A 26631-nucleotide genomic window follows, 5' to 3' on the forward strand; every position below is an offset into this window, starting at 1 on the left:
CTAATCCTTGTGGAATGTTTAGTAGCGCCAGGACAGGCTGAAGCCGAACGTGGTGTAGTCAGTCGGGAAGTTCGCGGGTTTTTCCAACGGGGCGCCGACGAACCCGTCCACGGAGACGTGTTGCCATCCTCCGCGCAGGCCCAGGCTCATGCCGGCCAGATGGTCGCCGCTCTGAAAGCGCGCGGATTGCCCACCGATGTGGCCGTAATCGGCGCCCAGATACGTTTCTAGCCCGCCACCGAGTGCCAGGCTGAGGTCATTGCGTAGCGACCAGCCACGGTCGCCGCTGAGCGTCAATTCGCCATCGAACCCGCGCACGGTGAAGCGCCCACCGATCGCAAAGCGGTCCTGCGGCGCCAGTGGGGTGCGGTTCCACTGCGCACGCCAGGAGGCGCTGTAACGCAGACGTTGAGAGCCAAGTTGGAACGGCACCGTCAGCTGGGCATCGGCGATGATGAGTTTCATGCGCGAGGTGCCTTCGAGCGGAATCGACGGGTCGAATGCGCGTGCAAGTTCTTCCGGAGCGCGCAATGCATCGAACGCACCGGTGCCGCGTCGATACGCAACGCTTGCATCCAGGGTGACTTTGCCAAGGAACTGGCGGTGGTTCAGGCCAACTTCCCAGCCGGCGGTGCGCCGCCGTTGCACTTCGATTTCGGTGTCGTCGATGGCGCTGGTGGACTGTCGCCACCAGCCACGCCCATACGCCCCGAATTTGATCGTGGCATTGCGAAATAGCAGGCGATCGATGCGCGCTTCGGCAGTGCGACTGCGCCCGCTGTAATCATAAGTCTCGATCGCGCCGGCCACTGCCTGGCTGTAGTCGTATGCGCTGGCGGTGACGCCAAACAGCCAGTAGTCGTAGGGAACGTCGTAGTGCACCGTCCAGCTATCGGTGTCTTTGCCGGCACCATTGAACACGCCCTTGCCGAGGCTGACGTAGAACAACTCGTTGAGGCCCAGGGGATTGTCGAGCGACAGTGTTCCGTTTGCCTGCAGTTTGCCGGTGGCGTCGCTGCCGGCGTCGTCCAGGCTCAGGCTGGTGCGCACACGTGACCGCTGTTGCCACGCAATGGCCAGGTCGCTCTCTCCCGGGCCGGTTCCCTGACCTTCGGCAGGAGCGATCTGGATGTCGGCAACCACGGTCGGCACACGCTGAAAGTTCTCCAGTCCCTGCTCGATGTCGCGCAGATTGAGCAGATCGCCGCGACGTGCAGGCACAGCATTGGCGATCGCTGCACGTGCGGATGCCGGGTCGCTGAAGCGGGCGGTATGCACACGCCCGGGGACCAGCGACAACGTCAGGGTGCCGCCGGTGAGATCCTGCGGCGCGGCTAGCACGCGCGTGGTCACATAGCCGCGTGCAATGACCGCGTTCTGCACACGTTTCATTACCAGGTTGATGCCGTCGGTGCCCAGGCAACGACCAATTGCGGGGTCTTGCCGAGGGTTGGCAGCTTTCAATGACCAACGGAATTCATCTGCAGCCTGCCCATCGAGCACGATGCGCTCGATCCGAAAGCACGGCGATTCATTGGTTGGAAGACGCTCGACGCCATCGTCCGGGGCGCGTTTCAGGCGAACATCCGGCCGCGCCTCCTGTTGCTCGCGCAGAACGCGCTCGCGCTCCTGCTGCCGCAACAACTCCTGCGCGGCGGGATCGACGATCTGTTGCGCAGAGACCTGGGCTGCCGTGCCCGCAAAAAGCGCAATACACCACGTGGCACGCATGCGTGCCGTTCCTTTTTTGCCTGAATCCATGTGCAGATGACCGCCCGACTCGATAACGACTACCGGCGCTTCCGCGCCGCCCCTAACGAGATTTTAATGCAAACGGAAGAGCTTGCCTGTAGGAAAAATCCTGACCTTCTATCGCAGATCGTGATACGAGGAGAAACAAATTTCGCTATTGAAATTAGCGATTTGGCCGTTTTTTCAGCAAATTGATTTTTATCAGAATATCCATTTATTAAATTTATAAAAAGAAATATCGGAATTTATTTCTTTAAATCGAACGCGTGAACTCATGAGTTCCGGCGACTGCAGGTTAATTGCTGTTGTCGGTTAGATATTCAGGCTGATCCGCTCGAATGTCTGATCGTGTTAGCCATCATTTTTAGTTTCGTTGCATGTGATTTGATCTTGCTTTGACTTGCATCGGTAGCGGCAGCGCGTCAGCGCTTCATCGCCTCGACTGCATGACCGGGGTTACCAGCAAGCCAAGACGACACCCACACGGCATCGATGTGAATCAAATGTCGCGGTGGATGTTGTCGCGCAGATGACACGTCAACCAGCCTGTCTATGCCTACAGGTTGTCTTGCACCACCGTCAGCGATGCACCCGACCTCCACCACGGCGTGTTCTCGTGCCATCTCACCCTCACCGCCGCGCTTGTTTGATTTTCGTCAATTCGACCGACACATGAAATTCGCAGTGGGAGTGTTTGACTGCATGGGTCAAGAATCGTTGCGGAGTTGCGCATGAGTGCAGTCACAGGTAGCAGGGTCGGTCGGGCGTCGCGCTGGCAGGGGTCGGGGCGGCAAGGCGTGATCCAGGCGGGTGTTGGACCGGCGCTTCCTCCGCGAGTCGCTGCGGCGTGGCGACATGACGCGTGCGATATGTCCCCAATCGTCACGGTGCGTTCGCGCGCCGTGGTCTGCTGAGGAGGCGTCATGCGGATCTGTGTTCTCAATGAGACGTCTTCATCTGCCGGGCTGGAGCAGCGCTGCAGTGCGGCCCGCGAGGCGGGCTGCGACTACGTGGTGATGGCGGCGCCTTTCGCGCGCGATGCGGAAGGTCGGTTGATCGAGCCGGCGGCTGGTGCCGATGCCCACGACGGCCATCTGCGCGAGGCGGCGCAGGCGGCGCACCGCGCGGGCGTGAAGCTGTTGATCGATGTGCGCCTGGATGAAATCGGTGGCGCCAGCGCGGTGGTGCGTGACAACCCGCAGTGGTTTCGTGCGCGCAGCACGGCGGTGCCGGACCCGCGCCAGCCGCGCGCCACGCCGGAGGTGGCCGAGGCGCGCTTTGCTTATGCGCAGGAAGGTGCGGCGCTGGTGGAGTGGTGGAGTGCGCGCTTGCTGGAGTGGGTCGGGCAGGGCGTTGGCGGTTTCCGGCTATTGCAGCCGCAACAGGTGCCGGTGCAGCGCTGGCGCGAGTTGATCGCGCGCGTGCATGCGCAGGCGCCGGAGGTGGTGTTTGCGGCGTGGACGCCCGGGTTGGGTCTGGAAGCCTTGCAGCAGTTGTCCGGTGCCGGCTTCGATGCGGCGTTTTCGTCGCTGGCGTGGTGGGACGGGCGCGGCAGTTGGTTCTTCGATGAAGACACTGCGCTGCGTGCGCTGGCATCGCAGGTCATTGCTGTGCTCGATGCGCCCGATGGCAAGCGTGCGGCATCGCCCGAGCAGCACTGGCAGCTGGCGCTGGCCCTGGGTGGCGCCTGGTTGCTGGACGATGCGCAGCTGGATGCCTTGCCGCAGTCGATTCGCGCGGCCGATGGGTTGCCGACCAGCAATGCCGGCATGCGGCTGCGCCCGCTGCTCCGCGAATCCACCGGCCTGACCGCGGTTGCGGTCGAGCCGTTGGGCGGTTTACCCGCCTTGTTATTGATCAATGGCGATACGCGGCATGTGGTGCCGGTGCCGGCATCGGATCTGTTGCGGCTGCTTGGCGATGCCGAGGCGTTGGTGGTCGAGGATGGCCGCACCTTGTCCGGCGCAACGCTCGACGCATTGGAACCGGGCGAGGTGCGCGTATACCGCAGCGTGCCGGCACGCCATGTGCTGGCGGTGCCGCGCATGCGGCCGCGTGCGCAGACCGCAGCTGCCTGGCCGCGGGTGTGCATCGAATCGGTGACGCCCTCGGTCGATAACGGCCGCTTCCCGGTCAAACGCACGGTGGGCGACCGCATCTGTGTGGAAGCTGATGCGTTCTGCGACGGGCACGACCGCATCGCGGTGGCGGTGCTGTGGCGGCCGGCCGATGCCAAGACCTGGTCCAGCGCGCCGATGCGTGCGCTGGGCAACGACCGGTGGCGCGCGGAGTTCCCGCTGGAGCGCATCGGCACCTACGAATTCCGTGTGGAAGGCTGGCGCGATGTCTTCGCCACCTTGCATGCGGATCTGGAAAAGAAGCGCGCGGCCAACACGGTGTTGCCGGTAGACGTGCAGGAAGCGGTGGCCGTGGTGCAGGCCGCGCATGCACGCAGCACCGGTGCGTTGGCCGAGCGTTTGCAGGCCCTGCTCACCCGCATCGGTGCGCAGAGCGAGCCGCTGCAGCAGCTGGCCATCGTGCTGGAGCCGGATACAGCGCAGGCGATGGCACTGGCCGACGACAAGCCGTTCCGCTCCGAGACGCCGGTGACCTACCGGGTGGAATCGGAACGTCGCGCGGCGCACTTTGCCAGCTGGTACGAGCTGTTCCCGCGCTCGCAAAGCGGCGATGTGGCGCGGCACGGCACCTTTGACGATGTGATCGAACGCCTGGCGCATATCCGCGCGATGCACTTCGATGTGCTGTACATGCCGCCGATCCACCCGATCGGGGCGAAGAACCGCAAGGGGCGCAACAACTCGGTCACCGCCGTCGATGGCGAGCCGGGCAGCCCGTACGCGATCGGCGCCACCGACGGTGGCCACACCGAGGTGCATGCCGAGCTCGGTGGGCTGGAGGGTTTCCGTCGATTGATCCAGGCCGCGCGTGCGCATGGTCTGGAAGTGGCGCTGGATTTTGCGATCCAGTGTGCGCCGGACCATCCGTGGCTACGCGATCACAAGGACTGGTTCACCTGGCGCGCGGACGGTTCCATCCCGTATGCGGAAAATCCGCCGAAGAAATACCAGGACATCGTCAACGTCGATTTCTACGCCAGCGGCGCGGTGCCGGACTTGTGGAACACGCTGCGCGACGCAGTGCTGTTCTGGGTCAATGAAGGCGTCACGCTGTTTCGGGTGGACAACCCGCACACCAAGCCGTTCCCGTTCTGGGAGTGGTTGATTGCCGATGTGCGCGGGCGTCGTCCCGACGTGGTGTTCCTGTCCGAAGCCTTTACCCGGCCGAAGATGATGTACCGCTTGGCCAAGTGCGGCTTCTCGCAGTCGTATACCTATTTCACCTGGCGCAACCACAAGCACGAACTGCAGGACTATGTGGAAGAGTTGAACGAAGGCGTGCCGCGCGAGTGCTTCCGCCCGCACTTCTTCGTCAATACGCCGGACATCAATCCGCTGTTCCTGCAGGCCAGCGGGCGCAACGGGCATCTGATCCGCGCTGCATTGGCGACGACGTTGTCCGGGTTGTGGGGCATGTACCAGGGCTTCGAACTGTGCGAGGCCACGCCGCTGGCACCGGGCAAGGAAGAGTATCTGGACTCGGAGAAATTCCAGTTGCGTGCGTGGCCCGAGCGCGCGCCCGGCGACATCGTCGATGAGATCACCCGTTTCAACCAGCTGCGCCGCATGCATCCGGAACTGCAATCGCATCTGGGGACGCGCTTCTATCAGGCGCATAACGACCAGGTGCTGTATTTCGGCAAGTTCCTGGATGCCGGGTATCTGTCCCGTAGCCGCAGCATGGTGCTGGTGGCGATCAACCTGGACCCGCATGCCGGCCAGGAGGCGGATATCGAAATCCCGTTGTGGGAACTTGGCTTGCCCGATCACGCCACCGTTGCGGTGGAAGATCTGTGGGACGGGCATCGGTTCGAGTGGCAAGGCAAACACCAGCACATCCGTGTAGAGGCAGCGCGACCGTTCGCGTTATGGCGCATCCGCGCAGGAGAGGTCGCATGAATGCAGTTCCCGCTTTACAGGCCGACGCAGAACAATCGGCGGTGATCGCAGATCAGCTTTGGTACAAGGACGCGATTATCTATCAGGTGCACGTCAAGTCGTTCTTCGACTCCAACGACGATGGCATCGGCGATTTTCCGGGACTGATTTCCAAGCTGGATTACATCGCCGAACTCGGCGTGGACACCATCTGGTTGCTGCCGTTCTACCCGAGCCCGCGCCGCGACGACGGTTACGACATCGCCGAGTACATGGCGGTGCATCCGGACTACGGCACCATCGCCGACTTCGAACAGCTGGTGGCGCAGGCGCATGCGCGCGGCATCCGTGTGGTCACCGAGCTGGTGATCAACCACACCTCCGATCAGCATGCGTGGTTCCAACGTGCACGCAACGCGCCGGCCGGCTCGCCGGAGCGCGACTTCTACGTGTGGTCGGATACCGATCAGGAGTACGAAGGGACGCGCATCATTTTTTGCGACACCGAAAAGTCCAACTGGACCTGGGACCCGGTGGCCGGCCAATACTTCTGGCATCGGTTCTATTCGCATCAACCAGACCTGAATTTCGACAACCCCGCGGTGCTAGAAGCGGTGCTGGAAGTGATGCGCTTCTGGCTGGATCGCGGTGTGGATGGCCTGCGCCTGGACGCGGTGCCGTACCTGATCGAGCGCTCCGGTACCTCCAACGAAAATCTCCCCGAGACCCACGCCATCCTGCGCAAGATCCGCGCCACCCTGGATGCCGAATACCCGGACCGCATGCTGCTGGCCGAAGCCAATATGTGGCCGGAAGACACTCAGCAATACTTCGGCCAGAACGCCGACGAATGCCATATGGCGTTCCACTTCCCGCTGATGCCGCGCATGTACATGGCGATCGCGCGCGAAGACCGCTTCCCCATCACCGACATCATGCGGCAGACCCCGGAGATTCCGGAGAGCTGCCAGTGGGCGATCTTCCTGCGCAACCACGATGAGTTGACGCTGGAAATGGTCACCGATTCGGAGCGCGATTATCTGTGGCAGACCTACGCCTCGGACCGTCGCGCACGCATCAATCTGGGCATCCGTCGCCGCCTGGCGCCGCTGCTTGAGCGCGACCGCCGCCGTATCGAATTGATGACCTCCTTGTTGCTGACCATGCCGGGCACGCCGGTGCTGTATTACGGCGATGAGATCGGCATGGGCGACAACATCCATCTGGGTGACCGCGATGGCGTGCGCACCCCGATGCAATGGTCGGTCGACCGCAATGGCGGTTTCTCGCGCGCCGACCCGGCACAGCTGGTGCTGCCGCCGGTGATGGACCCGCTGTACGGCTTTCAGGCGGTGAATGTGGAAGCGCAGATCCGCGACCAGCATTCGCTGCTGACCTGGACCCGCCGCATCCTCAGCGTGCGCAAGCGCTACCAGGCGTTCGGCCGAGGCGTGCTGCGCTTTTTGTATCCGGGCAATCGCCGCATGCTGGCGTATCTGCGCTGCTATCAGGACGAAACCGTGCTGTGCGTGGCCAACCTGTCGCACACATTGCAGGCGGTGGAACTGGATCTGTCCGAGTTCGAAGGCCGCGTGCCGGTGGACATCATCGGCGGAGGCAGCTTCCCGCCAATCGGCCGGCTGACTTATCTGCTCACGGTGCCGCCGTTCGGCTTCTACGCGTTTCAGCTGGTCAGCGAAGGCACCTTGCCCGATTGGCATGTGCCCAGCCCGGTACCGTTGCCCGACTACCGCACCCTGGTGCTGCGCAGCGACACCGACGAAAGCAACGCGCTGCTGCCGCATCTGCCCACCCTGGAAGGTGAAATCCTGCCGGCGTGGCTGTCGGCGCGGCGCTGGTTCTCGGCCAAGGATCAGGCGCTGCGCAGCGTGCGCATCTCGCGCCGCACGCCATTGCCGGGCGATGAGCCAATGAGTTTGCTGGAGCTGGACGTGGAGCTGGAAGACGGCCACCACGCCTCGTACATGCTGCCGATCGGCATCGTGTGGGAGCGCGACCAACCCAGCACTCTGGCCGAACAGCTGGCTCTGGCGCGCGTGCGGCAAGGGCGCGAGGTGGGCTATCTCACCGATGCGTTTGCGCTCAAGCCGATGGTGCGCGGTGTGATCGATGCCTTGCGGACCAATGCGACGCTGGACTTCTGCGATGGCGACGATCCTTCGCAGCAAGGCCAGGTGCGCTTCGAAGCGACGCCGGTGCTGGCCAAGCTGGAGATCCCCGCTGATCCGGACATCCGTTGGTTGTCGGCCGAACAGAGCAACAGCTCGCTGGTGGTCGCCGACAAGGCGGTGTTCAAGCTATTGCGGCATGTGGCAATCGGTGCGAACCCGGAAATCGAAATCGGCCGCCGCCTGACCGAGCTGGGCTACGCCAATGCAGCGCCGCTGCTGGGCAGCGTCAGCCGCGTCGACGGGCAGGGCACCATCACCACCATTGCGCTGCTGCAGGGCTTTATCCGCAACCAGGGCGATGCCTGGCGCTGGACGCTGGACCATCTGGCGCGCAGCTTCGACGAATACGCCACCGCGCAAACCGACGAGTCGCGCGCCGAGGCCATTGCTGGCTACGACGCGTTTGCGGCTGTGGTTGGCAAGCGCCTGGCCGAGTTGCACGAGGCCTTGTCGCGCGCCACCGACGATGCGGACTTCGCACCGCAGCGGATCGATCTGCCGACGGCCAACGATGTGGTGGCCGGTGTGGCGCGCCAGGTCGAAGAGATGTGGGAGATGGTCAACGCGCGCTTGTCGGGGAGCGAGGACGCGACCGAGCGCGAGGCACTGGAAGCGGTACTCGCCGAGCGCCCGCAGCTGGACAGCTTGCTGGCCAAGGCGCCGAGCGTGCTGGCCGATTCGCTGTTAACTCGCGTGCATGGCGATTTCCACCTGGGCCAGATCCTGGTGGCCTTCGATGATGTGGTGTTGATCGACTTCGAAGGCGAGCCGGCCAAGCCGCTGGCCGAGCGTCGCGCCAAGGCCAGCCCGTTGCGCGATGTGGCCGGTTTCCTGCGCTCGCTCGATTACGCCAGCGAGGTTTCGGCACGCGGCGAAGAAGGCACCGCCGCACGCGCAGGCGTCGGTGTGGACACGCACCTGGATGAATTCCTGGCGCAGTTCCGCCGCCGCTCCACGCAGGCCTTCCTGGACGCTTACCATGCCGTGCTCGACGCCAGCGCCCATCCGTGGATTGCGCCGGCGGCGTTCAACGCAGCCACCTTGTTGTTCCTGGTGGAGAAGGCCTGTTACGAAGTGCGTTACGAAGCAGCCAATCGCCCGGGCTGGTTGATGGTGCCGATTGAAGGCTTGCGACGCATCCTGCAACGCGCACGCGCCGGTGCAGGAGACACATGATGAGTGGAGGGATGACAGCAGTGACCAATCGATGGGACCCCGGCGTGGTACGCGCCCTGGCCGAAGCGCGACACGGAGATGCGTTCGCCGTGTTGGGCGTGCACCCGACCGACGCAGGGCGCTTGCTGCGCACCTACCTGCCGGGCGCCAGCCATGTCAGCGCCGTGCTCGACGACGGGCAGACGATTGCCTTGGAGGCCGGCCCGGAAGCCGGCCTGTTTGCCGGTGAGTTGCCCGCACAAGGTGCGTATCGGCTGCGTATCGGCTGGCCCGGGGGCGAGCAGGAGACGGCCGACCCGTACGCGTTCGGGCCGCAGCTCAGCGACTTCGACCTGCATCTGATCAGCGAAGGCCACCACCTGCAATTGGCCGATGCGCTGGGCGCGAACGTGGTCGAGGTAGACGGCGTGCGCGGCACGCGCTTTGCGGTGTGGGCGCCCAATGCCTCGCGCGTGGCGGTGGTGGGCGACTTCAATAGCTGGGACGCGCGCCGTCACCCGATGCGGCTGCGTCACCAGTCCGGCGTATGGGAGCTGTTCGTGCCCGATGTCGGCCCCGGCGCGCATTACAAATATCAGCTACGTGGCCCGCATGGGCACGAGCTGCCGGCCAAGGCCGATCCGGTCGCGCGTCGCGCCGAGCTTGCACCCGGCACCGCCTCGATCGTGGCCGACCCTACGCCGCACCAGTGGAGCGACGACGGCTGGATGGCTACGCGTGCGCGCCGCCAGGCGCACGACGCGCCGATGAGCGTCTACGAGATCCATGCCGGCTCCTGGCTGCGCGAAGAAGGCGTGGACCTGGACTGGGATGGTCTGGCCGACCGGCTGATCCCGTATGTGGCCGACATGGGTTTCACCCACGTCGAATTGATGCCGGTGACCGAGCATCCGTTCGGCGGCTCATGGGGCTATCAACCCTTGGGCTTGTTCGCACCGACCGCGCGCTTTGGCTCGCCCGATGGCTTTGCGCGCTTTGTCGATCGCTGCCACCGCGAAGGCATCGGCGTCATCGTCGATTGGGTGCCGGCGCACTTTCCCACCGACGCGCACGGCCTGGCGCATTTCGACGGCACCGCGCTGTACGAACACGCCGACCCGCGCGAAGGCTTCCATCGCGACTGGAATACGCTGATCTACAACCACGGCCGCCGCGAGGTGTCCGGGTTTCTGATCGCCAGCGCGCTGGAGTTCCTGCAGCGCTTCCACGTCGACGGGCTGCGCGTGGATGCGGTGGCGTCGATGCTGTATCGCGACTACAGCCGCAATGCCGGCGAGTGGGTGCCCAATATCCATGGCGGACGCGAGAATTACGAAACCATCGCGTTCCTGCGCCGGCTCAACGACGTGGTGCGCGAGCACACCCCGGGTGCGGTGATGATTGCCGAAGAATCCACCGCGTTTCCCGGCGTCACCGCCGATGTCGCGCATGGCGGCCTGGGCTTTCACTACAAGTGGAACATGGGCTGGATGCACGATACCCTGCATTACGCGGGGCTGGACCCGATCTACCGCCGCTACCACCACGGCGAGCTGACTTTCAGCATGGTCTATGCGTATTCGGAGCGCTTCGTGTTGCCGATCTCGCACGACGAAGTGGTGCACGGCAAGGGCTCGTTGCTGGGCCGCATGCCGGGCGACGACTGGCAGCGGTTTGCCAATCTGCGTGCGTATCTGGGTTTCATGTTCACCCACCCCGGGCGCAAGTTGCTGTTCATGGGCTGCGAGTTCGGCCAGCCCACCGAATGGAATCACGACGGCGGCATTCCGTGGCACTTGCTCGACGACCCGCGCCATCGCGGTGTGCAAACACTGGTGCGCGATTTGAATCGGCTGTATGTGCAATACCCGGCATTGCACGCATACGACGACGATCCATCCGGGTTTGCCTGGGTCGTCGGCGATGACGCGGCCAACAGCGTGCTCGCGTTCCTGCGCAAGGGCAAACGCGGCGATGCGCCGGTCTTGGTGGTGATCAACTTCACCCCGGTGGTGCAGCACGGGTATCGCATCGGCGTACCGCAGGGCGGCCAATGGCGCGAAGTGTTCAACAGCGATGCCGGCATCTATGGCGGTGCCAACCTGGGCAACGGTGGCAGCGTGACCGCCGAGCAGCAATCCATGCACGGCCACGCCCAGTCGTTGCCGCTGCTGTTGCCGCCGCTGGGCGTCATCGTGCTCACGCCGCACGGGTGATGCACCCGCCCATCGCCGGACGACTGGTCCGGCGATGGAGCACCTGCTAAATTCGCGCCTCATGCCGCCCGGGGAGGGTGGCTGGGCACAGCCGCCGCCATGCCTTCCGTGGACCGTCTTTACGGGAGTCGCGCGTGCGTGTGTTGAACGATGTTGTTGTACCCAGACCTGCCGTGCGTGCGCGCACGTCCGCCAGCGTGCTGCGCGGCGCGCAGTGGCGCCCGGTTGGGCAAGCTGACTGGCTGCGCATTGCCGCGATCGCCAAGCCAGGCGCATGCGCAGCTGTGTGCAAGCGGGTGGTCGCATGATCTGGCTGATGACCTGCGCGTATTTGCTTGCCGCTGCAGGCGCGGCGACCGCGTTTTATCTGGCAACCAGCCATCAACGCGTGTGGCAATCACGTGCACCCTTGGTGCGTGCGCTGCGTCTTGGCGGTTGCGGTTTGTTCGCACTCTCGCTGGTGTGCGCCAGCACGGCCCTGGGACTTTGGGCTGGCATCTTTGCCGCGCTCACCACCCTGATGCTGGCAGCCATCGTGCTGCCGTGTGTGGACATGTGGCAGTACGCGCGTGCGCAACGCAGGCAGGTGCGGCATGTGGGCTAGATGGCTGGCGTCGGTGGTGCTGGGGTTGCCGTTGGCGGTTGCGGCGGTGGGGCTATGCGCGTTGTTGCTACCGGGGCCGCGCCAGTCCTACACGCTGGCATGGTTGCTGCTGATGTTTCCGGTGTGGATCGGCGCAATGGCCTGGCCATTCGCGTTTCGTAGCGCTGCGCGTGCCTGGCTGTGGCTGGGTGGGCTGACGGTGCTGTGCTACCTCGCGCTGGCCGCCGTCAAGGCGCTGGGCTGGACGGAGCTGCAGGCATGAAGGCCGCGACGCTACGTCTGTTTTTGTCGGTACACAGCTGGATGGGTCTGCTGGCCGGCATGGCCTTGTTCATTGCGTTTTATGCAGGTGCGATCACCGTGTTTACGCATGAGCTCAGCGCCTGGCAGCCTGCGCCGGTGGTCGAGGAGACGGCGCCTGCCGACCCGGTTGCCGCCGCGCAGTCATTGCTGGACACCGTCATCGCCACGCATCCGCAGGTGGCCGAATCGTTCCTGCTGCTGTTGCCGGGCGAGCACGGGCCGATTCCACGGCTGTACTGGTATGGCGCGCAGGCCGATGCCAGCGGCGGCATGCGCCAATACCAGGCAGCACCGGATGGCGGCCTGCTGGAGCTGCCGCAGCGCGTGGGCTTTGCCGATTTCCTCTACGACCTGCACTTCACTGCTGGCCTGCCGCGAGTGGCCGGGACCTATCTGTTCGGCGTGGTGAGCGTGTTGTACGGGCTGGCGTTGGTCAGTGGCGTGGTGCTGTATGCCCCAGTGTTCTTCAAGGATCTGTTTGCGCTGCGGATCGGTGCCAACCTCAAGCGCCTGTGGCAGGACGCACACAACCTGGTTGGCATGTTGTCGCTGCCGTTCCATGTGATCTTTGCCTGGTCCGGCGCAGTGTTGTGTCTGGGTGTGTTGCTGCTGGCGCCATTTCAGTTTCTGGTGTTCGACGGCAAGTTGATGCAGATCCTGGAGCCGGATTTCGAGCTCGCACCGCATGTGGCGCCAGCCAAGCGCACTGCACCGCTGCTGCCGATTGCGGCCCTGCTGGACACCGCACGTGCCGCCAGCCCGGGCTTTGTGCCGGAGAGCCTGGCCTTCCACGATGCCGGCGATGCCAACGCGCGGGTGGAGGTCTATGGCCATCACGACCAACGCCGGCTCAACACGCTGGGCGGTGTTGCGCTGGACGCTACCACGGGCCAGGTGCTGCGCGTGCTGGCACCCGCCACCATGTCGCCCGGCACCGCCGCGTTACGTGGGCTGCAGGCGTTGCACTTCGGCAACTTCGGGCATGCCCCGGTGCGCTGGCTGTATTTCCTGCTGGGCCTGGGCGGCGCATTCCTGTTCTACAGCGGCAACCTGTTGTGGATCGAAACCCGCCGCAAGCGCCGCCAACTTGCGCAACCGCGTCGTACCCATGCCATGGCGCGCCTCACCGTAGGCATCTGCCTGGGCAGTGTCGCCGGCATCTCTGCGTTGTTTATCGCCGCGCGCGTGTTGCCGCAGGGGCAGGAACGCAGCGTGTACTACGCGGTCTTTGCCGCCGTGCTGGTGTGGGCGCTGATCCGCCCCACTGCACGTGGTGCGTACGAGGTGTTGCTGGCTTGCGCTGGATTGACGGCGCTGATTCCACTGGCCAGCTGCTTATCGGCGCACGGTGTGATGCTGCCGTGGCAGGATGCGACGGCACTGGTCGCGGACCTGATTGCATTGGTGTTGGCATGGGCGTACTGGCAACTTGCGCGTGCGAGCAAGCGGCGCGGACTGCAGGGCGATCCCAGCAGCGTCTGGGCCTGGAAAGCGCGCGCAATACACCGCGCCGATTGATGCCCGGCCGCCACGGTCTGCCGGCGGACATCTGCGGCGGAACGTTTGGTTGCTGACCATGCTGCTGGCTCGACAAACTGGCATGTTGACGCGACGGCATCATCCAGCAGTGCATCCTCATCGCCCCCCACCTTCACACCCAGCCGATGATGGCTACCGCCTTACGCATTGGCCTGATTTCCGACACGCATGGCGTACTGCGGCCCGAAGCCGTGGCTGCGCTGCAGGGCTCCGCGGCGATCATCCATGCCGGCGATGTGGGCAAGCCGGAGATTCTTGTCGCGCTGCAGGCACTGGCACCGTTGCATGCAATCGCCGGCAATATCGACGACAAGCCGTGGGCCGCGGGTTTGCCGCAGACGCTGGATCTGCTGATCGATGGCGTGCGCCTCCATGTGCTGCATAATCTGAAAACGCTGGCACCGGGCGTGGCGGCAGATGTCATCGTCAGCGGGCATTCGCACAAGCCCTCGATCCAGACGCGCGATGGCGTGCTGTACATCAATCCGGGCAGTGCCGGTCCGCGTCGTTTCAGGTTGCCGATCAGTGTGGCAACGTTGTGGTTGGGTAATGGACCGCCACGCGCGGCATTGCAGGTGTTCGAGCCGCATTGATTCCATGGGCGACTGCAACGAGTGACGGATTGGCGAGGGCTATGGCAGCACGCGCATGCTCAACCGGTCTGCTGCTGTGCTATCCGAAGATGATGAGCAGGCGCAGGCGCAGGCGAATGCGGCCTCGATGCGGGCGGCGATTCCCGCAGCGCTGTGGGAAGAGCTCAAGCACGCGCAGGTGATTGAAGCCGATGCGTCGGCGCCGCGCGCGGCCTGACGGATCTGATCACTGCGGTCGACCCGTGCTTGATCGGTATTGCCGGCAGGCCAGGGCGAGGCTGCGACCACGCGTGCCGATCGGCCGCCAGACGCCAGCGTGCGCTGGGCTTGGTCGTGTTGGTCAGCGATGCGCTGTGTTAATTCTGCACGGCGCTCGCCATTTTTGCGCAGGCACTGGCACAGGCACAGGCGCGGAGCCAATCGACACCGCACCGCACCGCTCAGGGCACCTCAGCAGCGGCTGCACCGTCGCATGGTTGCCTGCAGGATGTGCACATAAGGAAGCGTCGCTGTGCTTCGTCCTTGAGGTATGAGGTCCAGGCATGCCGCGCGGGCCGCTTTGCAAGGGAACGACATGTGCTGGAAGAAAGTGTGCGCTGTGCCGCTGCTGTCATTGCTGCTGACGGCGGCAGCGACTGGGCCGGCAGAGATCTGGCGCTTCGATGTTCCCGCGCAAACTGCCGCCAGCGGGATCGCTGCTTTCTCACGGCAGGCCACGACAGTGCAAATTCTGGTTTCGCAGGACGCGGTTGCCGCACGCCGTACCAGTAGCCTGAAAGGGGCCTACCCGATCGAGTCGGCATTGACGGTCCTGTTGCGCCACAGCGGGTTGCGCTGGCTCAAGACCGGGCCAGGGACCTACTCGATCGTGCTTGCCGAGCAGGCGTCCGGTGCCGCGCAATCGCATTCCATGCAGCCTGCAGGAGCTTCGGCACCGGTCCATCAAGTGGCACGACCAGGGACATCGTTATGAGAACGTCTGCGACAAAAAGGACTTTTTCCGCTCGCTTGTACGTTGGCCTGCTTGGGCTGGCATTGGTATCGAGCGTCGTCAGCGCAGTAGCAAGCGCATTGCCAGCGGCGACCACGGCGACCAATGCGGAACGTGTGGCTTCGGAGGAACCTGCGCCGTTGGCGGAGCTTGTACGCGCGATCCATATTCCGTACCAGAGTTTCACGCTGCAGAACGGTTTGCGCGTCTTCGTGCATTCCGATCACCGCGCCAAGATGGTCACGCTGACCGTCGACTACAACGTCGGCTCTACGTCCGAGCCTGCAGGTCGAACCGGATTTGCGCACCTGTTCGAGCATCTGATGTTCAACGGCAGCGAGAATGCGCCGGGTGACTACGCACTGCCCTTGCAGCGGCTGGGTGCCGAACTCAACGGCGTCACGATGCCTGATCGCACCAGCTATTACGAAAGCCTGCCCACCCCCGGGTTGGAGCAGGCGCTATTTCTGGAAAGCGACCGCATGGGGTATCTGCTCGGCGCACTCACCCAAACCAAGCTCGACGAGCAGCGCGGCGTGGTGCAAAACGAAAAGCGGCAGGCCGACAGCAAGCCGCTGGCGATCGTGCGCTACCGCGTGCGCGAGCGGTTGTATCCGCCGGGACATCCCGCTGCGCACGAGGTCTTCGGCTCGATGGCTGACCTGGACGCGGCAACACTGGATGACGTCAAGGCCTGGTTCCGTGCCCACTACGGGCCCAATAACGCGGTCCTGTCGATGGACGGCGATATCGACATTGACACCGCCAAGCGGTTGGTCGAGAAATATTTCGGCGCGATCCCGGCCGGCCCGTCCAATCTGCCACCGGTCGCTCCGGTACCGACCTTGCCCAGGCGGCTGGAAGACACCTTGACGGATCGGGTGTCCACACCGCACCTCTACCGCGCCTGGGCCGTTCCCGGCGAGGCCGATCCAGTGGCTGCATCACTCAAGGTGGCGGTGGCCACGATGGCGCAAATGGGATCGTCCTACCTAAAGCAACGGCTGGTGCAGCAGGAAAAGAGTTTCAGCGCGCTTGCGGTCACGCTGGACACCTCGGTGCATTCGGGGATCGTCATGATCGATGGCAGCGTGGCTGCTGGGGTGGATCCGGTGCTGGCAAGCCGCCAGCTGGATGCCGCCATCGCCAGCATGCTGACCACCCCTGTGTCGGCCGACGACATAGACCTCTATGTCACCCGCCAGCTCGCACAGCAGCTCGCCGCGCTGCAGACGCCCTCCAGCAAGCTCGCTGTGGTGAACGAAGGGCTGCGCTTGGGCAAGGGGCCGGACTTCTACAAGACCGAGTTGCAGACGTTGGCCGCACAAACGCCAGAGCGCGTGCAGGCAGCGGCAGCCACCTGGCTCAGCCGGCCCGCGTACGCGTTGACGGTCCTGCCAGGGGCGCCAGCGGCGTTCGCGGCTGCCGCCGTGCCTTCCGCACGCCGTGTGGCGGCCCCTGTCGACCCGGTGGTTGCCGGAACCCGCGGTGGCCTGCCGCCAGTAGGTGTGTTCGGCGCCATCGCTTTTCCGCAGGCGCAGCAGCTGCGCCTGAGCAACGGCATCGAGGTGATGTATCTGCGCAGCGGCGATGTGCCGTTCACCCAGATCACCATCGATGTCGATGCCGGCGTCGTGGCCGATCCGCTGCAGCGGCCTGGCACTCACGCCATGGTGCTGGGATTGCTGGACAAGGGCACCACCAAGCGCAATGCCGATGCGCTTGCGATCCAGCGCGACCGACTTGGCGCATCTACCAGTCTGGAATCCGACCCTGACCGCACCACCGCCAAGCTGTCGGTGCCCAGCGCCAACCTGCGGCCGGCGCTGACGCTGCTGGCGGACATGCTGCGCTTCCCCGCGTTCGACCCGAACCGGATCCAGGAGCAGCGCGACGAGATGATTGCCGGCATCGCTGCCGCCGACACGGACGGCTTCATGCAAGTGGGACGCACCTTGCTGCAGCTGATCGATGCCGACTCGCCTTATACCCGTCACCAGGGGCCGCAAGATGCGGACGCGGTGAAGGCGATCAGTCGCGAGGATCTGATCGCCTTCCACCACGCCTGGTTCCGGCCAGACAAGACCAGCATCTCCGTCAGCAGCGATCTGCCAGCAGGGGTCGTGCAGCAGCTGCTCGAGCGCAGCTTCGGCGATTGGCGCTCGCAGGGCGCACCGGGGCGCAAGGACCTGCCTGGACCCGCCAGGGCGTCGTCGCCGCGCATCGTGCTGATCGACAATCCGGATTCGGATCAGTCGATGATCCTCGCCGGGCAGGCGGTGGAGACGCGCAATCGCGGGCGTGTGTCCGACGCCACGCTGGCCAACATCGCGCTCGGAGCGAGTTTCTCGAGCCGATTGAATACCGAGCTGCGCGAAACCAAAGGGTGGAGCTATGGCGTCGATGGCCGCTTCGATACCCTCAAGATGGCGACCCGCTACCTGGTCAATGCGCCGGTGCAACAGGACAAGACCGGCGAGACGATCGCCACGATCCGCCGGGAGATGTCCGAGTTTCTGGGCAAACGCCCAATGACGCGCGAAGAATTCGACTTTGTCATCGAGGGCCAGATCAGGAAGTTGTCGGTGGCCTATGGCGATGCACAAAGTTATCTGGATGCCATTCGTGAGAATCGCTTGCTCGGCCGCGCCGACGCATATCAAGCGACGTTGGTCGAACGCTATCGCCGCCTGGATCGCGAGACGGCGCAGGCGGCGCTGCAGCAGTCGATTGATCCGGACAGGTTCGTCTGGGTCGTGCTCGGCGACGCGGCCAAGGTCGAGCCGCAGCTTGCCCAACTCGGGCTTCCGGTGACGGTCATCCCCGCTGCCGCCGCAACAGCGCCGTGATGCGTGCAGGCCCGGGTGAGAAGGCACGCCGGGCCTGCACTGCGCCGGTGCGCTGTCACGACGTCGGCCTGCGGCGATCCTGGCGAGACGGGACGCTGTGTGTTGCCTGCGTGCCGGATAAGGAAGCGGCCCGACGGTTCGTCTAACAAGCAATGTTGCCGTCTGCGTCGTCCGACGCAGCGTCGCTTTTTGCCATGGGAATCCTTGCACAATGAACCCAAGAAACGTCACAACCTGCGTCGTCGCCGGCATTGCGGTGATTGCGTTCGGTATCGCCCAACGCGCGGTTGCTGCGCCACCTACGCCGACGTCGCTCGCAGCGCTGGTGCGCTCGGCGGAGATTCCCTTCGAAACGTTCACCCTGGACAACGGCCTGCGGGTGATCGTGCACACCGACCGTAGCGTCAAGCTGGTCTCGGTCAACGTCATCTACGACGTTGGCGCCAAGCATGAGCCGGCGGGGCGCAGCGGCTTTGCGCACTTGTTCGAGCACCTGATGTTCAGCGGCAGCGAAAACGCGCCTGGCGATTTCTTCGCTCCGCTCAAGGTGGCCGGTGCCACCGCCCAGAACGGCATGACCCAGAGCGACAAAACCAGCTATTACGAAACCGTGCCCACGCCCGCGCTGGAACGAGCGTTGTTCATGGAGAGCGATCGCATGGGACATCTGCTCGGCGCGATCTCCCAGGTCAGGCTCGATGAACAGCGTGGCGTGGTCAAGAACGAGAAGCGCCAGGGCGACAACGAACCCGGTGGCTTGGTCGAGTATCGCCTGACCGAGCGGCTGTTTCCGAGCGGGCATCCCTATGGTCACAGCGTCATCGGCTCGATGGCCGATCTGGATGCGGCCACCCTCGACGACGTCAAGGCATGGTTTCGCAATCACTACGGCCCCAACAACGCCACGGTCACGCTGGCCGGCGATATCGATACGGCCACCGCGCGCCAGTTGATGGTCAAGTACTTCGGCGACATTCCCTCCGGCCCGCGCGCGCAGCGGCCGGTCGCGCCGATTCCATCGTTGCCCAAACGTCTGGACGAGACCATGACAGATCGGGTCTCGGCCACATCGATCATCCGCGTGTGGACGATTCCGGGACGCAACGATCCACGTTCGATCCCGTTAGAAGCCGCCGCCGGCGTGATGGGAGCGCTCGCGACATCGCCGCTGCAGGAGGTTCTGGTCCGTGGCGAAAAATTGTTCACCGGTGCCGCTGCCAGCGTCAATTTGTACGATCAAGGCGGCATGTTCGTCGTCTCCGGCGAAGTGGCTGACGGTGTCGATCCGGTACGCGCAGGCCGACGCCTGGATGAGGTGGTTGCAGCGTTCCTGCGCGACGGCCCCAGCGTCGATGCGCTGCAGCGCTACGTCACGATGGATCTCACCAGCGCCATCAGCGGGCTGGATTCGGTCTCCAGTCGTGGCTACGCGCTGGCCGACGGCAGCCTGCTGGATCAGGGGCCGGGCTATCTGAAAGAACGCGCCGTTGCGCTTGCCGCGCAGACGCCAGCGCAGGTGCGCGCTGCGGCAGCGCAATGGCTGGCTCGCCCGGTCTACGCATTGACCTTGGCACCGGGTCCACGCGTGGGCTACGAAGAGTCGCAGGCCAGCGAGCGCGCGCCTGCACCGAAAAAGACCGAAGATGCTGCAGCGGTGGTCGGCACGCGCGGTCCGTTACCGGCGATCGGCACCTTCACCGACCTGGCCTTTCCCAAGGTCGAACACGCGCGACTGTCCAACGGGATCGAAGTGATCTACGCGCAACGCAGCTCCAGCCCGATGAGCTATGCCTCCATCGAACTGGATGCAGGCATTGCGGCCGATCCGCAGGATGCAATCGGTACCCAGAATCTGCTGCTGTCGCTGTTGCAGCAGGGGACCGGTACGCGCAGCCAGAAGGAATTTGCCAGCGCTCTGGAACGGTTGGGTGCGCAAATCGCGACCGGCAGCTCCAGAGACCGGACCAGTCTGACGGTGGTTGCGCCTGGCGGTAATTTGGCACCGGCGATCGACCTGCTGTCGGACATGACCCGCAATCCCGCGCTTGCCCCGGCCGAAATCGAACTGCAGCGCAGAACCTTGCTGGCTGGCATCGCGCAGGAGGCCACCGACCCACAGTCGCTTGGCAGCGCCGCCATGCTGCAACTGATCAACCCGGCATCGCCCTACGCCAAAGACAAGGGAACCGGAGATGCAAAGGTGCTTGCCGCATTGCGCCGCAGTGATCTGCTTGCATTTCAGCGTGCCTGGTTTCGGCCTGACAAGGCCAAGGTGTTTGTGGTCAGCGCACGCCCGCTTGCCGAGATCCAGCCGATGCTCGAGCGTAGCCTCGGCGACTGGCGGTCGACCGGGACGGCTGGAGTGAAGGATTTCTCGGCAGCGCCGCGCCCTGCCGCGCCGCAGATTGTGCTGATCGATCGCCCGGACTCGGCGCAAGCGATGATTCTGGCCGGGCAGTACACCGCCTTGAAAGGGACCGACGAGCTCACCGCATTGGAAGTGGCCAACGATGCCCTGGGTGGCGGCATCCTCAGCCGCCTCAATGCAGACCTGCGCGAGCGCAAGAACTGGACGTACGGCGTCCGCGCAGGCTTTCGCACGCCGGCGCATTCGATCAGCTATTCCGTCGTCGCTCCGGTGCAGTCAGACAAGACCGGCGCCTCGATCAGCACCATCCGCGAGATCATCCAGGCGTATGTGGGCAGTCAGCCGATGACCCAGGCCGAGTTCGAGTTGGCAGTGGACAGCCGCGTGCATGCGCTACCGGGCGAGTTCGCAACCTCCAAGTCGATTCTCGATGCGATGCGTTCCAACGATATCTTCCAGCGCCCCGACGATTACGATAACCGTCAGACCAGCCGCTACCGCGCACTCACACTCGCCGATGCCCGAGGGGCCATCGGGGCGGTGGTCGATCCGTCCAAGCTGGTCTGGGTCGTGGTCGCCGACGCGGCCAAGGTCAGGCCGCAGTTGGAAACGCTCGGCCTGCCGATCAAACTGGTGCCTGCCGATTCGGACGTCGCTGCGCAACCTTGATGCGCACCGGTGATCGCCGCCCGACTCGGCCGGCGATCACCGCAGCAGTCGGTGCATGCCTCGAACGGCGACGCCACGTCATCCCACGCAGGGCAGCGATGGGTGGGTGGCGGTGTTGGTGTGCATGCGAACCGACCACAGTTGGCATGTCGAATCGACGGCGCCGACCTGTGCTCACCATTCACCACGACACGTCGGCGAGCGTCCTGTTGCCTGTTGCGATGACCGTCACCGTCACCGTCACCGTCACCGTCATTGCATGGCGGTGCGAGACAGTGGATGGGCCGCCGAGGCGGGCTGTGCGATGCGCGCATGAGTTGGCCGTTGCGCCAGCGTGGGGCGATCGCACCAATGCATCAGCGCGATCCGGGCGCTGCGACCGTGCTGTCTCTCACGCCAAGCCGGTGCACTACTGGGCGTTGGGGTGGTCGACTTCGCGGCCGTCGGTGATGACGATGGTCTGGTCGCGGCGCTTGATCGACGCGCCCAGCGTGATGGCTGCCGTGCGGGCGAAGCCTTCCGGATCGTCCAGACGAAACACGCCGAACAGACGTTTTTGCGCGACCTGCGGTTGCGCGACGACAATCGGGGTCGGACTGTAACGATTGAATTCGGCAACCGCTTCGGCCAGCGTCTCTCCCGATAGATCCAGCCTGCCTGCACGCCATGCCAGCTTGCGCTCGATGACCGGCGCGGCGATCTCTGGCTCCTGTCGAATGTCGGCGGTATCGGCAATGAACAACGCCGAGCCGGCGGACAATGCCACCGCGCGCGGTTCGGCGCCCACCACCCACACGCGCACGACGCCCTCGGTCACCATGACATCGGCACCGTCGCTGTGCCGCCGCACCGAAAACGCGGTGCCGACTGCTTCGACCCGGACCGGCCCCGCCGACACCACGAACGGACGTTGCTTGTTCTTTGCGACCCGAAACCACGCTTCGCCCTGCTCTAGCGAGATGGCGCGCAGTTCCTGGATATAGGCGACCCTGACCTTGCTGGCGGTGTTGATGGCCATGGTCGAGCGGTCGGCCAGCGGCACCCGGCGGACTTCGCCAATGGCCGTCTGGTACTGCTCGCCGCGCGGTAGCAGGACCGACAGACCAACAACGGCGATGGCGACTGCCGCGCATGCACCGACGACCATGGGCCAGCGCGCACGGCGCGGCGCCCGCGACGGAGCGGACTTCGGTGCAGGCGATGGCACGTGGCGGAAAGCGGCATCGCTGGTTTCTGCCAGTGCGTCCAGCGAGCACCAGGTTGCCTCGGCCTTGAGCAAGGCGCCGCGGCGGCGGACATCCCCCACCAGCCATTGGTCCAGTTCCTCGGACACTGCGGGCGTGCGCCCCTCGCGATCCAGGCGCAGCACCCAATGCATGGCCTCCTGTTCGATCTCCTGCGCGTTTTGACGGGTGCTCATTTTCGCCACCTTCGTACCGGCTGCGTCTGTTCGGGGTCGCTCTGCAGCGCCCGCGTCAGTAGCAACATGCCCTTGACCGCGTCATTTTCCACGATGCTTTCGCTGACTCCCAACTGGGCGGCGATATCGCGCTGTGACAAGCCCTGAATCTTGCGCATCTTGATGATTGCCCGGCAACGCTCGGGCAGGGCTTCGATCAATCGAAGCACACGATCAAGCTCATGTCTGTCGTTGGTGACGCGCTCGGGATCCAGTTCGTCGACATGGCATGGCAGGTCGGCAATCTGTCCTACCGCATCGATGCGCACGACGCGCGCGCGTCGAATCTGATCGATCATCAGGTAACGCACCGTCTGAAAGAAATAAGCCCCCGGACTGTCGATCTGCTCGGCATGACGCAGGCCGGCCAGTTTGGCATATGCCTCCTGCACCAGATCGTCGACATCCTCCGGGCTCAGACCACGCTGGCGCAGCCAGCTGCGGATCGCCGCCTCGTGGGGCACGATCTCCCTCGCCACCCAGCGCGTTAACCGCGTGCGTTCGATCTCGCTCGTCGACCGGCGTTCGTTCATTGGACGGGTTTCGTCTACGACACTCTCCGCACTGCATGACCTGCCGATACGCTCGAATGGCCCCAGGTCGAATCCTGCGCGGCCCGTCCCCTGATGAATCTTGTCGCGTCAGAAACTCTTGATCAGCGTCAGATAATAGCTTGCCAATCGCGGGTCGCCGAAGGTGCTGTAATACCGTGCCGGCGAAACCGAATCGACCGGCGGGCGCTTGTTGAGGACATTGTTGATGCCCAGACGCAGCGTGGTGCCGTCAGCAAATGCATAGGATCCGGAGACGTCGTGGTAGATCTGTTTGGGGATCTTGGCCGCCCCCTGGCTGAATTCAACCGTCCTGGTTTCGTTGAGATGGTAGGAGTCGAAGTATCTGGCTTGCCAGGACAGTCCCAGATGCGTACCGGTCCATTCCACTCGGCCGGATCCTTTCCACCTGAGCCCACCAATGCCGCTCAGGCGCGACAAGAAGTCGGCCCCGATGACGCCGGCATAGTTGGTATTGGCACCGCCGGGCACCTTCTGTTGGGTCAAGCTATCCACATAGGTCGCGTTGAGGCCGACACCGATCTGGCCGCCGAACAGATCATGCGAATAACTGGCCGCAAGATCGTAGGACTCGCTGGCCGAGCCAACCAGATTGGCCAGCGAAGCGTCGATGGTCTCGATCGGCCCGACTGCGTAGCCGTCCGATGCTGGCCCACGGGTGACCCGACCAGGGTAGCGGCTCAGGAAGCTTTCGAAGGAACGCTGCACCTGCGGGTTGCCATCCGGGGTCAGCAGTTCGAGTGGATCGTAGTAGTTGTCGCGTTTGGTGATCCGGGTCCAGTCCAGCGACATGCGCAGCCCGTCTGCAAACGTGGGCTCCACGATGATGCCCGCAGTGAAGGTCTTGGATGTTTCCGGCCGGGCATCGGGATTGCCGCCACTGAAGCCGGTGAGGTAGTAGGAACCAGGAAAGAGCGGGCTCGGCAATCCGATCTGCTCATTGCCACGCTGCGGGTCGGTGGCACTGACGACCAGCAACGGATTGCTGATCTTGAGCAGTTCGTTGAGCTTGGGAGTCAGATAGCCGGTCGCATAGGAGCCGCGCAGGGTGATGCTGTCGATGATCCGCCAGCGCGCGCTGTAGGTTGGATTGAAATGGGCATTGCGTGCACTGGAGGCTGGCTGCGACGGCGGACACAGCGAGCGAATGTCCAGGCTCGGCAGCGGCCCGTCTATGAACAGGCAGTTGGCATTGGGTGAGCCGGTCTCTTCGGAGCGCTCGTACCTGCCGGCGATGGTCAACAACAGCTCGCGTACCAGCGGCATCTTGTTGTCGCTGCCAATCAACGGCAGGTTGATTTCGGCATAGGCCGAGTCGACCTGCTCGCGGCCGGGCGCCGAGATATTGACCAACGACTGGGTGGCGCTGTTTTGTGCGTTCATGCTTTCGGCCTGCTTCTGCAGCGTGCGCTCCAGGCTGACCGTGGCGGTCGGTTCGCCGCCCGGCAACTTGAACGGGATCGGGCCTGCCAGGCGTAACGAGGCGACCGTCAGGTCGTTGCGCGTGGGCGTCTGCCTGGATCCGTAAGGCACGTTTTCGTAGGCATAGTTGAAATTGGGCGCAAGTCGCACGTCGCGCAGGATGTCCTGTTCGCCGTTGCGGAACGTGTTGAGGGTGTCCTGGGCGACCTCGGTAGGGAAGTCATCGTTGCGCAAGCGGCTCTGGCTGCGCGAGACATCGATCACCGCCTGCCAGCTGGCGGGCAGCTGCATGATGGCGCCGAACACACCGCGGTAGGTCTGCGCGATGTTCTCGTTGACCACGGAATTTCCCCCGGAAAACGGCACCGTGACCGTGACATCCTGCGCGAACGGATTGTTTGGCGCATCGGCGGCCAGCACCAGATCGTTGGGAATCGAGTTGCGGCGTGCCTTGCTGACCGCACGGGTCATGCTGGCCTCTGCGTAGAGCTTCAACCAATCGGTGACGTCATGACGCAGCGCAATCGAGGCGGCCTGTTGTTCGGTGCCGAAGATGAGTTCGCGCTGGCCACCGTCGCGTGCGTCGGTCGTGGACAAGTCGAGTTGATAGGTGCCGGTATTGGCAATCAGCGGGTTCACCCCGTCCTGGGCCAAACCGCGATAGCCATCTGGCACGTGGGTATAGAACGAGGGGAGGGTGGCGCCGCCGTATTCCGGATCCAGCTGCAGCGGGTTGCGCGTGTCGGTTGAGCGGATATTGGGTGTGTTGCCCAGCGGCGAAGCGAACCGGTAGTAGTTGGGATTGTTGGCAAGTCCGCGGCGTTTGCTGTCCAGCAATAGCGCAGAGCGGTCGCGATTCATGATCGGGCTGGCGGTGGACCAGCTTGCATTGAAGGTGATGTTGGTGCGTCCATCCTGCAGCGAGCGGCCGCCGGTCAGATCGAAGCGCCGGCCTGATCCGCCGCCATCGAACGTGTTGTTGTAGGTGCTGGACAGTTCGCTGCCGGCGTAATCGCGGCGCATGATGATGTTGATCGCCCCGCCGGTGGCACCGTTGCCGTAGATGCCGGAAGCAGAGGACGCCAGGACCTCGATTCGCTCGATCGCCGCCATCGGAATGCCTGACAGCGATGGCTGCCCCAGGCTGCCGTCGCTGTTGGTGGTGCCGGCGATGCGGCGCCCGTCGACCAGGATCAGCGTTTCGCGTTCGCCCAGTCCACGCAGATTGATAGAGCTGACGTTACGGGTCTCAAATGCGCCTCCCTGGTCGGAGGTGCCTGGCGATGCATTGACGCTGAGCTGGTTACGCAGAAACGTTTCGAGATTGGGGGCACCGGAGCGTCGGATGGTTTCGCCATCGATCACCACGAAGGGCTGACTGTCATCCTCGGAGCGGCTGATGCCCGTGTTGAGCGTCCACTCCCGGCGTCCTTGCACCGTAATTTCGGGCAGGGCGACGGTGTCTTCGCGGAACTTCCTTTCCACGATCGAGAAGCTGTTGGGGCCGGTGCGCTGCCAGCTGAGACGGGTGCCGCTCAGCAGTACGTCCAGGCCATGCTCGACCTCGTAGGTGCCTTTCACTTCTGCGGTGTCGACCGCTGCGGCGGTTTTTTCGCTGATCAGGATCTGTGCATCGGCTTGTTGGCCGAAGGCGCGGATGCCGCTTTGCGCCGGCTGGGCCGCCACCTCGAAGGTGTGCGACTGGGCCGCTGCGGCGCCCGACACCACCATGACGGCCACACACGTGGCGCAGGCCACGTAAGGTACGACGGGAACACCTGATCGCATGAGTCTTGCCCCGAGTGAGAAGTGGAACCTTGCCGCGCGTGGACCATCCGCTGACCTAGGTGCGGTTGCAGTCGTACTAGACCCGACGAACCACCATCACACTTCCTTACATTCGCATGACAATCGCATGCGAATTATCTATT

16 protein-coding genes are annotated in these 26631 nt (G+C 64.2%); 12 read left to right on the forward strand and 4 right to left on the reverse strand.

Features of this window, described 5'->3' with window-relative positions; all coding sequences use genetic code 11:
* Window positions 1-18 precede the first annotated feature (18 nt).
* A complete protein-coding gene (locus ABQU90_RS10760; RefSeq protein ID WP_323520945.1) occupies window positions 19-1761 on the reverse strand; it encodes a ShlB/FhaC/HecB family hemolysin secretion/activation protein in 1743 nt (580 codons plus the stop codon).
* Window positions 1762-1767: 6 nt separating this feature from the next.
* Here ABQU90_RS10760 and ABQU90_RS10765 point away from each other — a divergent pair, with 6 nt between their 5' ends.
* From ABQU90_RS10765 to ABQU90_RS10820, 12 genes are all read left to right on the forward strand, one after another.
* Window positions 1768-1947, forward strand: a complete 180-nt coding sequence (locus tag ABQU90_RS10765) for a hypothetical protein (RefSeq protein ID WP_323520946.1) — start codon at window positions 1768-1770, stop codon at window positions 1945-1947.
* A gap of 728 nt (window positions 1948-2675) precedes the next feature.
* Complete coding sequence (locus tag ABQU90_RS10770) at window positions 2676-5789, forward strand: maltotransferase domain-containing protein (protein ID WP_323520947.1); 3114 nt, start codon at window positions 2676-2678, stop codon at window positions 5787-5789.
* The gene (gene treS / locus ABQU90_RS10775; protein WP_323520948.1) at window positions 5786-9136 is read left to right on the forward strand and encodes a maltose alpha-D-glucosyltransferase; all 3351 of its coding nucleotides are present in this window, start codon (window positions 5786-5788) and stop codon (window positions 9134-9136) included. The genes ABQU90_RS10770 and treS overlap by 4 nt, the downstream gene beginning before the upstream one ends.
* An 11-nt stretch (window positions 9137-9147) precedes the next feature.
* Window positions 9148-11331, forward strand: a complete 2184-nt coding sequence (glgB, locus tag ABQU90_RS10780; protein WP_323520949.1) for a 1,4-alpha-glucan branching protein GlgB — start codon at window positions 9148-9150, stop codon at window positions 11329-11331.
* A 316-nt stretch (window positions 11332-11647) separates the two neighbouring features.
* Window positions 11648-11935 carry a hypothetical protein gene (locus ABQU90_RS10785; RefSeq protein ID WP_407078645.1) on the forward strand — a complete coding sequence of 96 codons (288 nt, stop codon included), beginning with the start codon at window positions 11648-11650 and terminating at the stop codon, window positions 11933-11935.
* A complete protein-coding gene (locus tag ABQU90_RS10790) occupies window positions 11925-12197 on the forward strand; it encodes a hypothetical protein (RefSeq protein WP_115514927.1) in 273 nt (90 codons plus the stop codon). The genes ABQU90_RS10785 and ABQU90_RS10790 overlap by 11 nt, the downstream gene beginning before the upstream one ends.
* Window positions 12194-13756: a PepSY-associated TM helix domain-containing protein gene (locus ABQU90_RS10795; RefSeq protein WP_323520950.1), complete on the forward strand. Its 1563-nt coding sequence runs from the start codon at window positions 12194-12196 to the stop codon at window positions 13754-13756. Before ABQU90_RS10790 ends, ABQU90_RS10795 begins: the two co-directional genes overlap by 4 nt.
* A gap of 146 nt (window positions 13757-13902) precedes the next feature.
* Window positions 13903-14370 carry a metallophosphoesterase family protein gene (locus ABQU90_RS10800; protein ID WP_323520951.1) on the forward strand — a complete coding sequence of 156 codons (468 nt, stop codon included), beginning with the start codon at window positions 13903-13905 and terminating at the stop codon, window positions 14368-14370.
* A 55-nt stretch (window positions 14371-14425) separates the two neighbouring features.
* Entirely contained in the window at window positions 14426-14587 is a 162-nt protein-coding gene (locus ABQU90_RS10805; RefSeq protein WP_430544350.1) for a hypothetical protein, read from the forward strand.
* Between the two features lie 381 nt (window positions 14588-14968).
* Window positions 14969-15343: an STN domain-containing protein gene (locus tag ABQU90_RS10810; RefSeq protein WP_323520952.1), complete on the forward strand. Its 375-nt coding sequence runs from the start codon at window positions 14969-14971 to the stop codon at window positions 15341-15343.
* A 158-nt stretch (window positions 15344-15501) separates the two neighbouring features.
* Window positions 15502-18210, forward strand: coding sequence for a M16 family metallopeptidase (locus ABQU90_RS10815; protein WP_323520953.1), 2709 nt, complete (start codon window positions 15502-15504; stop codon window positions 18208-18210).
* Window positions 18211-18421: 211 nt separating this feature from the next.
* The gene (locus ABQU90_RS10820) at window positions 18422-21247 is read left to right on the forward strand and encodes a M16 family metallopeptidase (protein WP_323520954.1); all 2826 of its coding nucleotides are present in this window, start codon (window positions 18422-18424) and stop codon (window positions 21245-21247) included.
* A 409-nt stretch (window positions 21248-21656) separates the two neighbouring features.
* Here the strand turns inward: ABQU90_RS10820 and ABQU90_RS10825 are convergent, their stop codons facing one another.
* The 3 genes from ABQU90_RS10825 to ABQU90_RS10835 form a co-directional block, all read right to left on the reverse strand.
* Entirely contained in the window at window positions 21657-22667 is a 1011-nt protein-coding gene (locus ABQU90_RS10825) for a FecR family protein (RefSeq protein ID WP_323520955.1), read from the reverse strand.
* Window positions 22664-23239 (reverse strand): RNA polymerase sigma factor, encoded by a 576-nt coding sequence (locus tag ABQU90_RS10830; RefSeq protein WP_055853873.1) that lies wholly within the window; start codon window positions 23237-23239, stop codon window positions 22664-22666. Before ABQU90_RS10830 ends, ABQU90_RS10825 begins: the two co-directional genes overlap by 4 nt.
* Before the next feature lie 108 nt (window positions 23240-23347).
* Window positions 23348-26431: a TonB-dependent receptor gene (locus tag ABQU90_RS10835; protein WP_323521135.1), complete on the reverse strand. Its 3084-nt coding sequence runs from the start codon at window positions 26429-26431 to the stop codon at window positions 23348-23350.
* Between the last annotated feature and the right edge of the window lie 200 nt (window positions 26432-26631).

Source organism: Xanthomonas sp. WHRI 10207 (genome assembly GCF_040202975.1).
In the GTDB taxonomy this organism is placed as follows: Bacteria; Pseudomonadota; Gammaproteobacteria; order Xanthomonadales; family Xanthomonadaceae; genus Xanthomonas.

What these genes read in the sequence shown, in the direction of transcription:
- ABQU90_RS10790 (WP_115514927.1), top strand. Translation starts at nt 11,925, where the DNA reads ATGTGGGCTAGATGGCTGGCGTCGGTGGTGCTGGGGTTGCCGTTGGCG.
- ABQU90_RS10795 (WP_323520950.1), top strand. Translation starts at nt 12,194, where the DNA reads ATGAAGGCCGCGACGCTACGTCTGTTTTTGTCGGTACACAGCTGGATG.
- treS (WP_323520948.1), top strand. Translation starts at nt 5,786, where the DNA reads ATGAATGCAGTTCCCGCTTTACAGGCCGACGCAGAACAATCGGCGGTG.
- ABQU90_RS10805 (WP_430544350.1), top strand. Translation starts at nt 14,426, where the DNA reads ATGCTCAACCGGTCTGCTGCTGTGCTATCCGAAGATGATGAGCAGGCG.
- ABQU90_RS10835 (WP_323521135.1), bottom strand. Translation starts at nt 26,431, where the DNA reads ATGGTGGTGTCGGGCGCCGCAGCGGCCCAGTCGCACACCTTCGAGGTG.
- ABQU90_RS10765 (WP_323520946.1), top strand. Translation starts at nt 1,768, where the DNA reads ATGACCGCCCGACTCGATAACGACTACCGGCGCTTCCGCGCCGCCCCT.
- ABQU90_RS10770 (WP_323520947.1), top strand. Translation starts at nt 2,676, where the DNA reads ATGCGGATCTGTGTTCTCAATGAGACGTCTTCATCTGCCGGGCTGGAG.
- ABQU90_RS10785 (WP_407078645.1), top strand. Translation starts at nt 11,648, where the DNA reads ATGACCTGCGCGTATTTGCTTGCCGCTGCAGGCGCGGCGACCGCGTTT.
- ABQU90_RS10825 (WP_323520955.1), bottom strand. Translation starts at nt 22,667, where the DNA reads ATGAGCACCCGTCAAAACGCGCAGGAGATCGAACAGGAGGCCATGCAT.
- ABQU90_RS10830 (WP_055853873.1), bottom strand. Translation starts at nt 23,239, where the DNA reads ATGAACGAACGCCGGTCGACGAGCGAGATCGAACGCACGCGGTTAACG.
- ABQU90_RS10820 (WP_323520954.1), top strand. Translation starts at nt 18,422, where the DNA reads ATGAACCCAAGAAACGTCACAACCTGCGTCGTCGCCGGCATTGCGGTG.
- glgB (WP_323520949.1), top strand. Translation starts at nt 9,148, where the DNA reads ATGACAGCAGTGACCAATCGATGGGACCCCGGCGTGGTACGCGCCCTG.
- ABQU90_RS10800 (WP_323520951.1), top strand. Translation starts at nt 13,903, where the DNA reads ATGATGGCTACCGCCTTACGCATTGGCCTGATTTCCGACACGCATGGC.
- ABQU90_RS10760 (WP_323520945.1), bottom strand. Translation starts at nt 1,761, where the DNA reads ATGGATTCAGGCAAAAAAGGAACGGCACGCATGCGTGCCACGTGGTGT.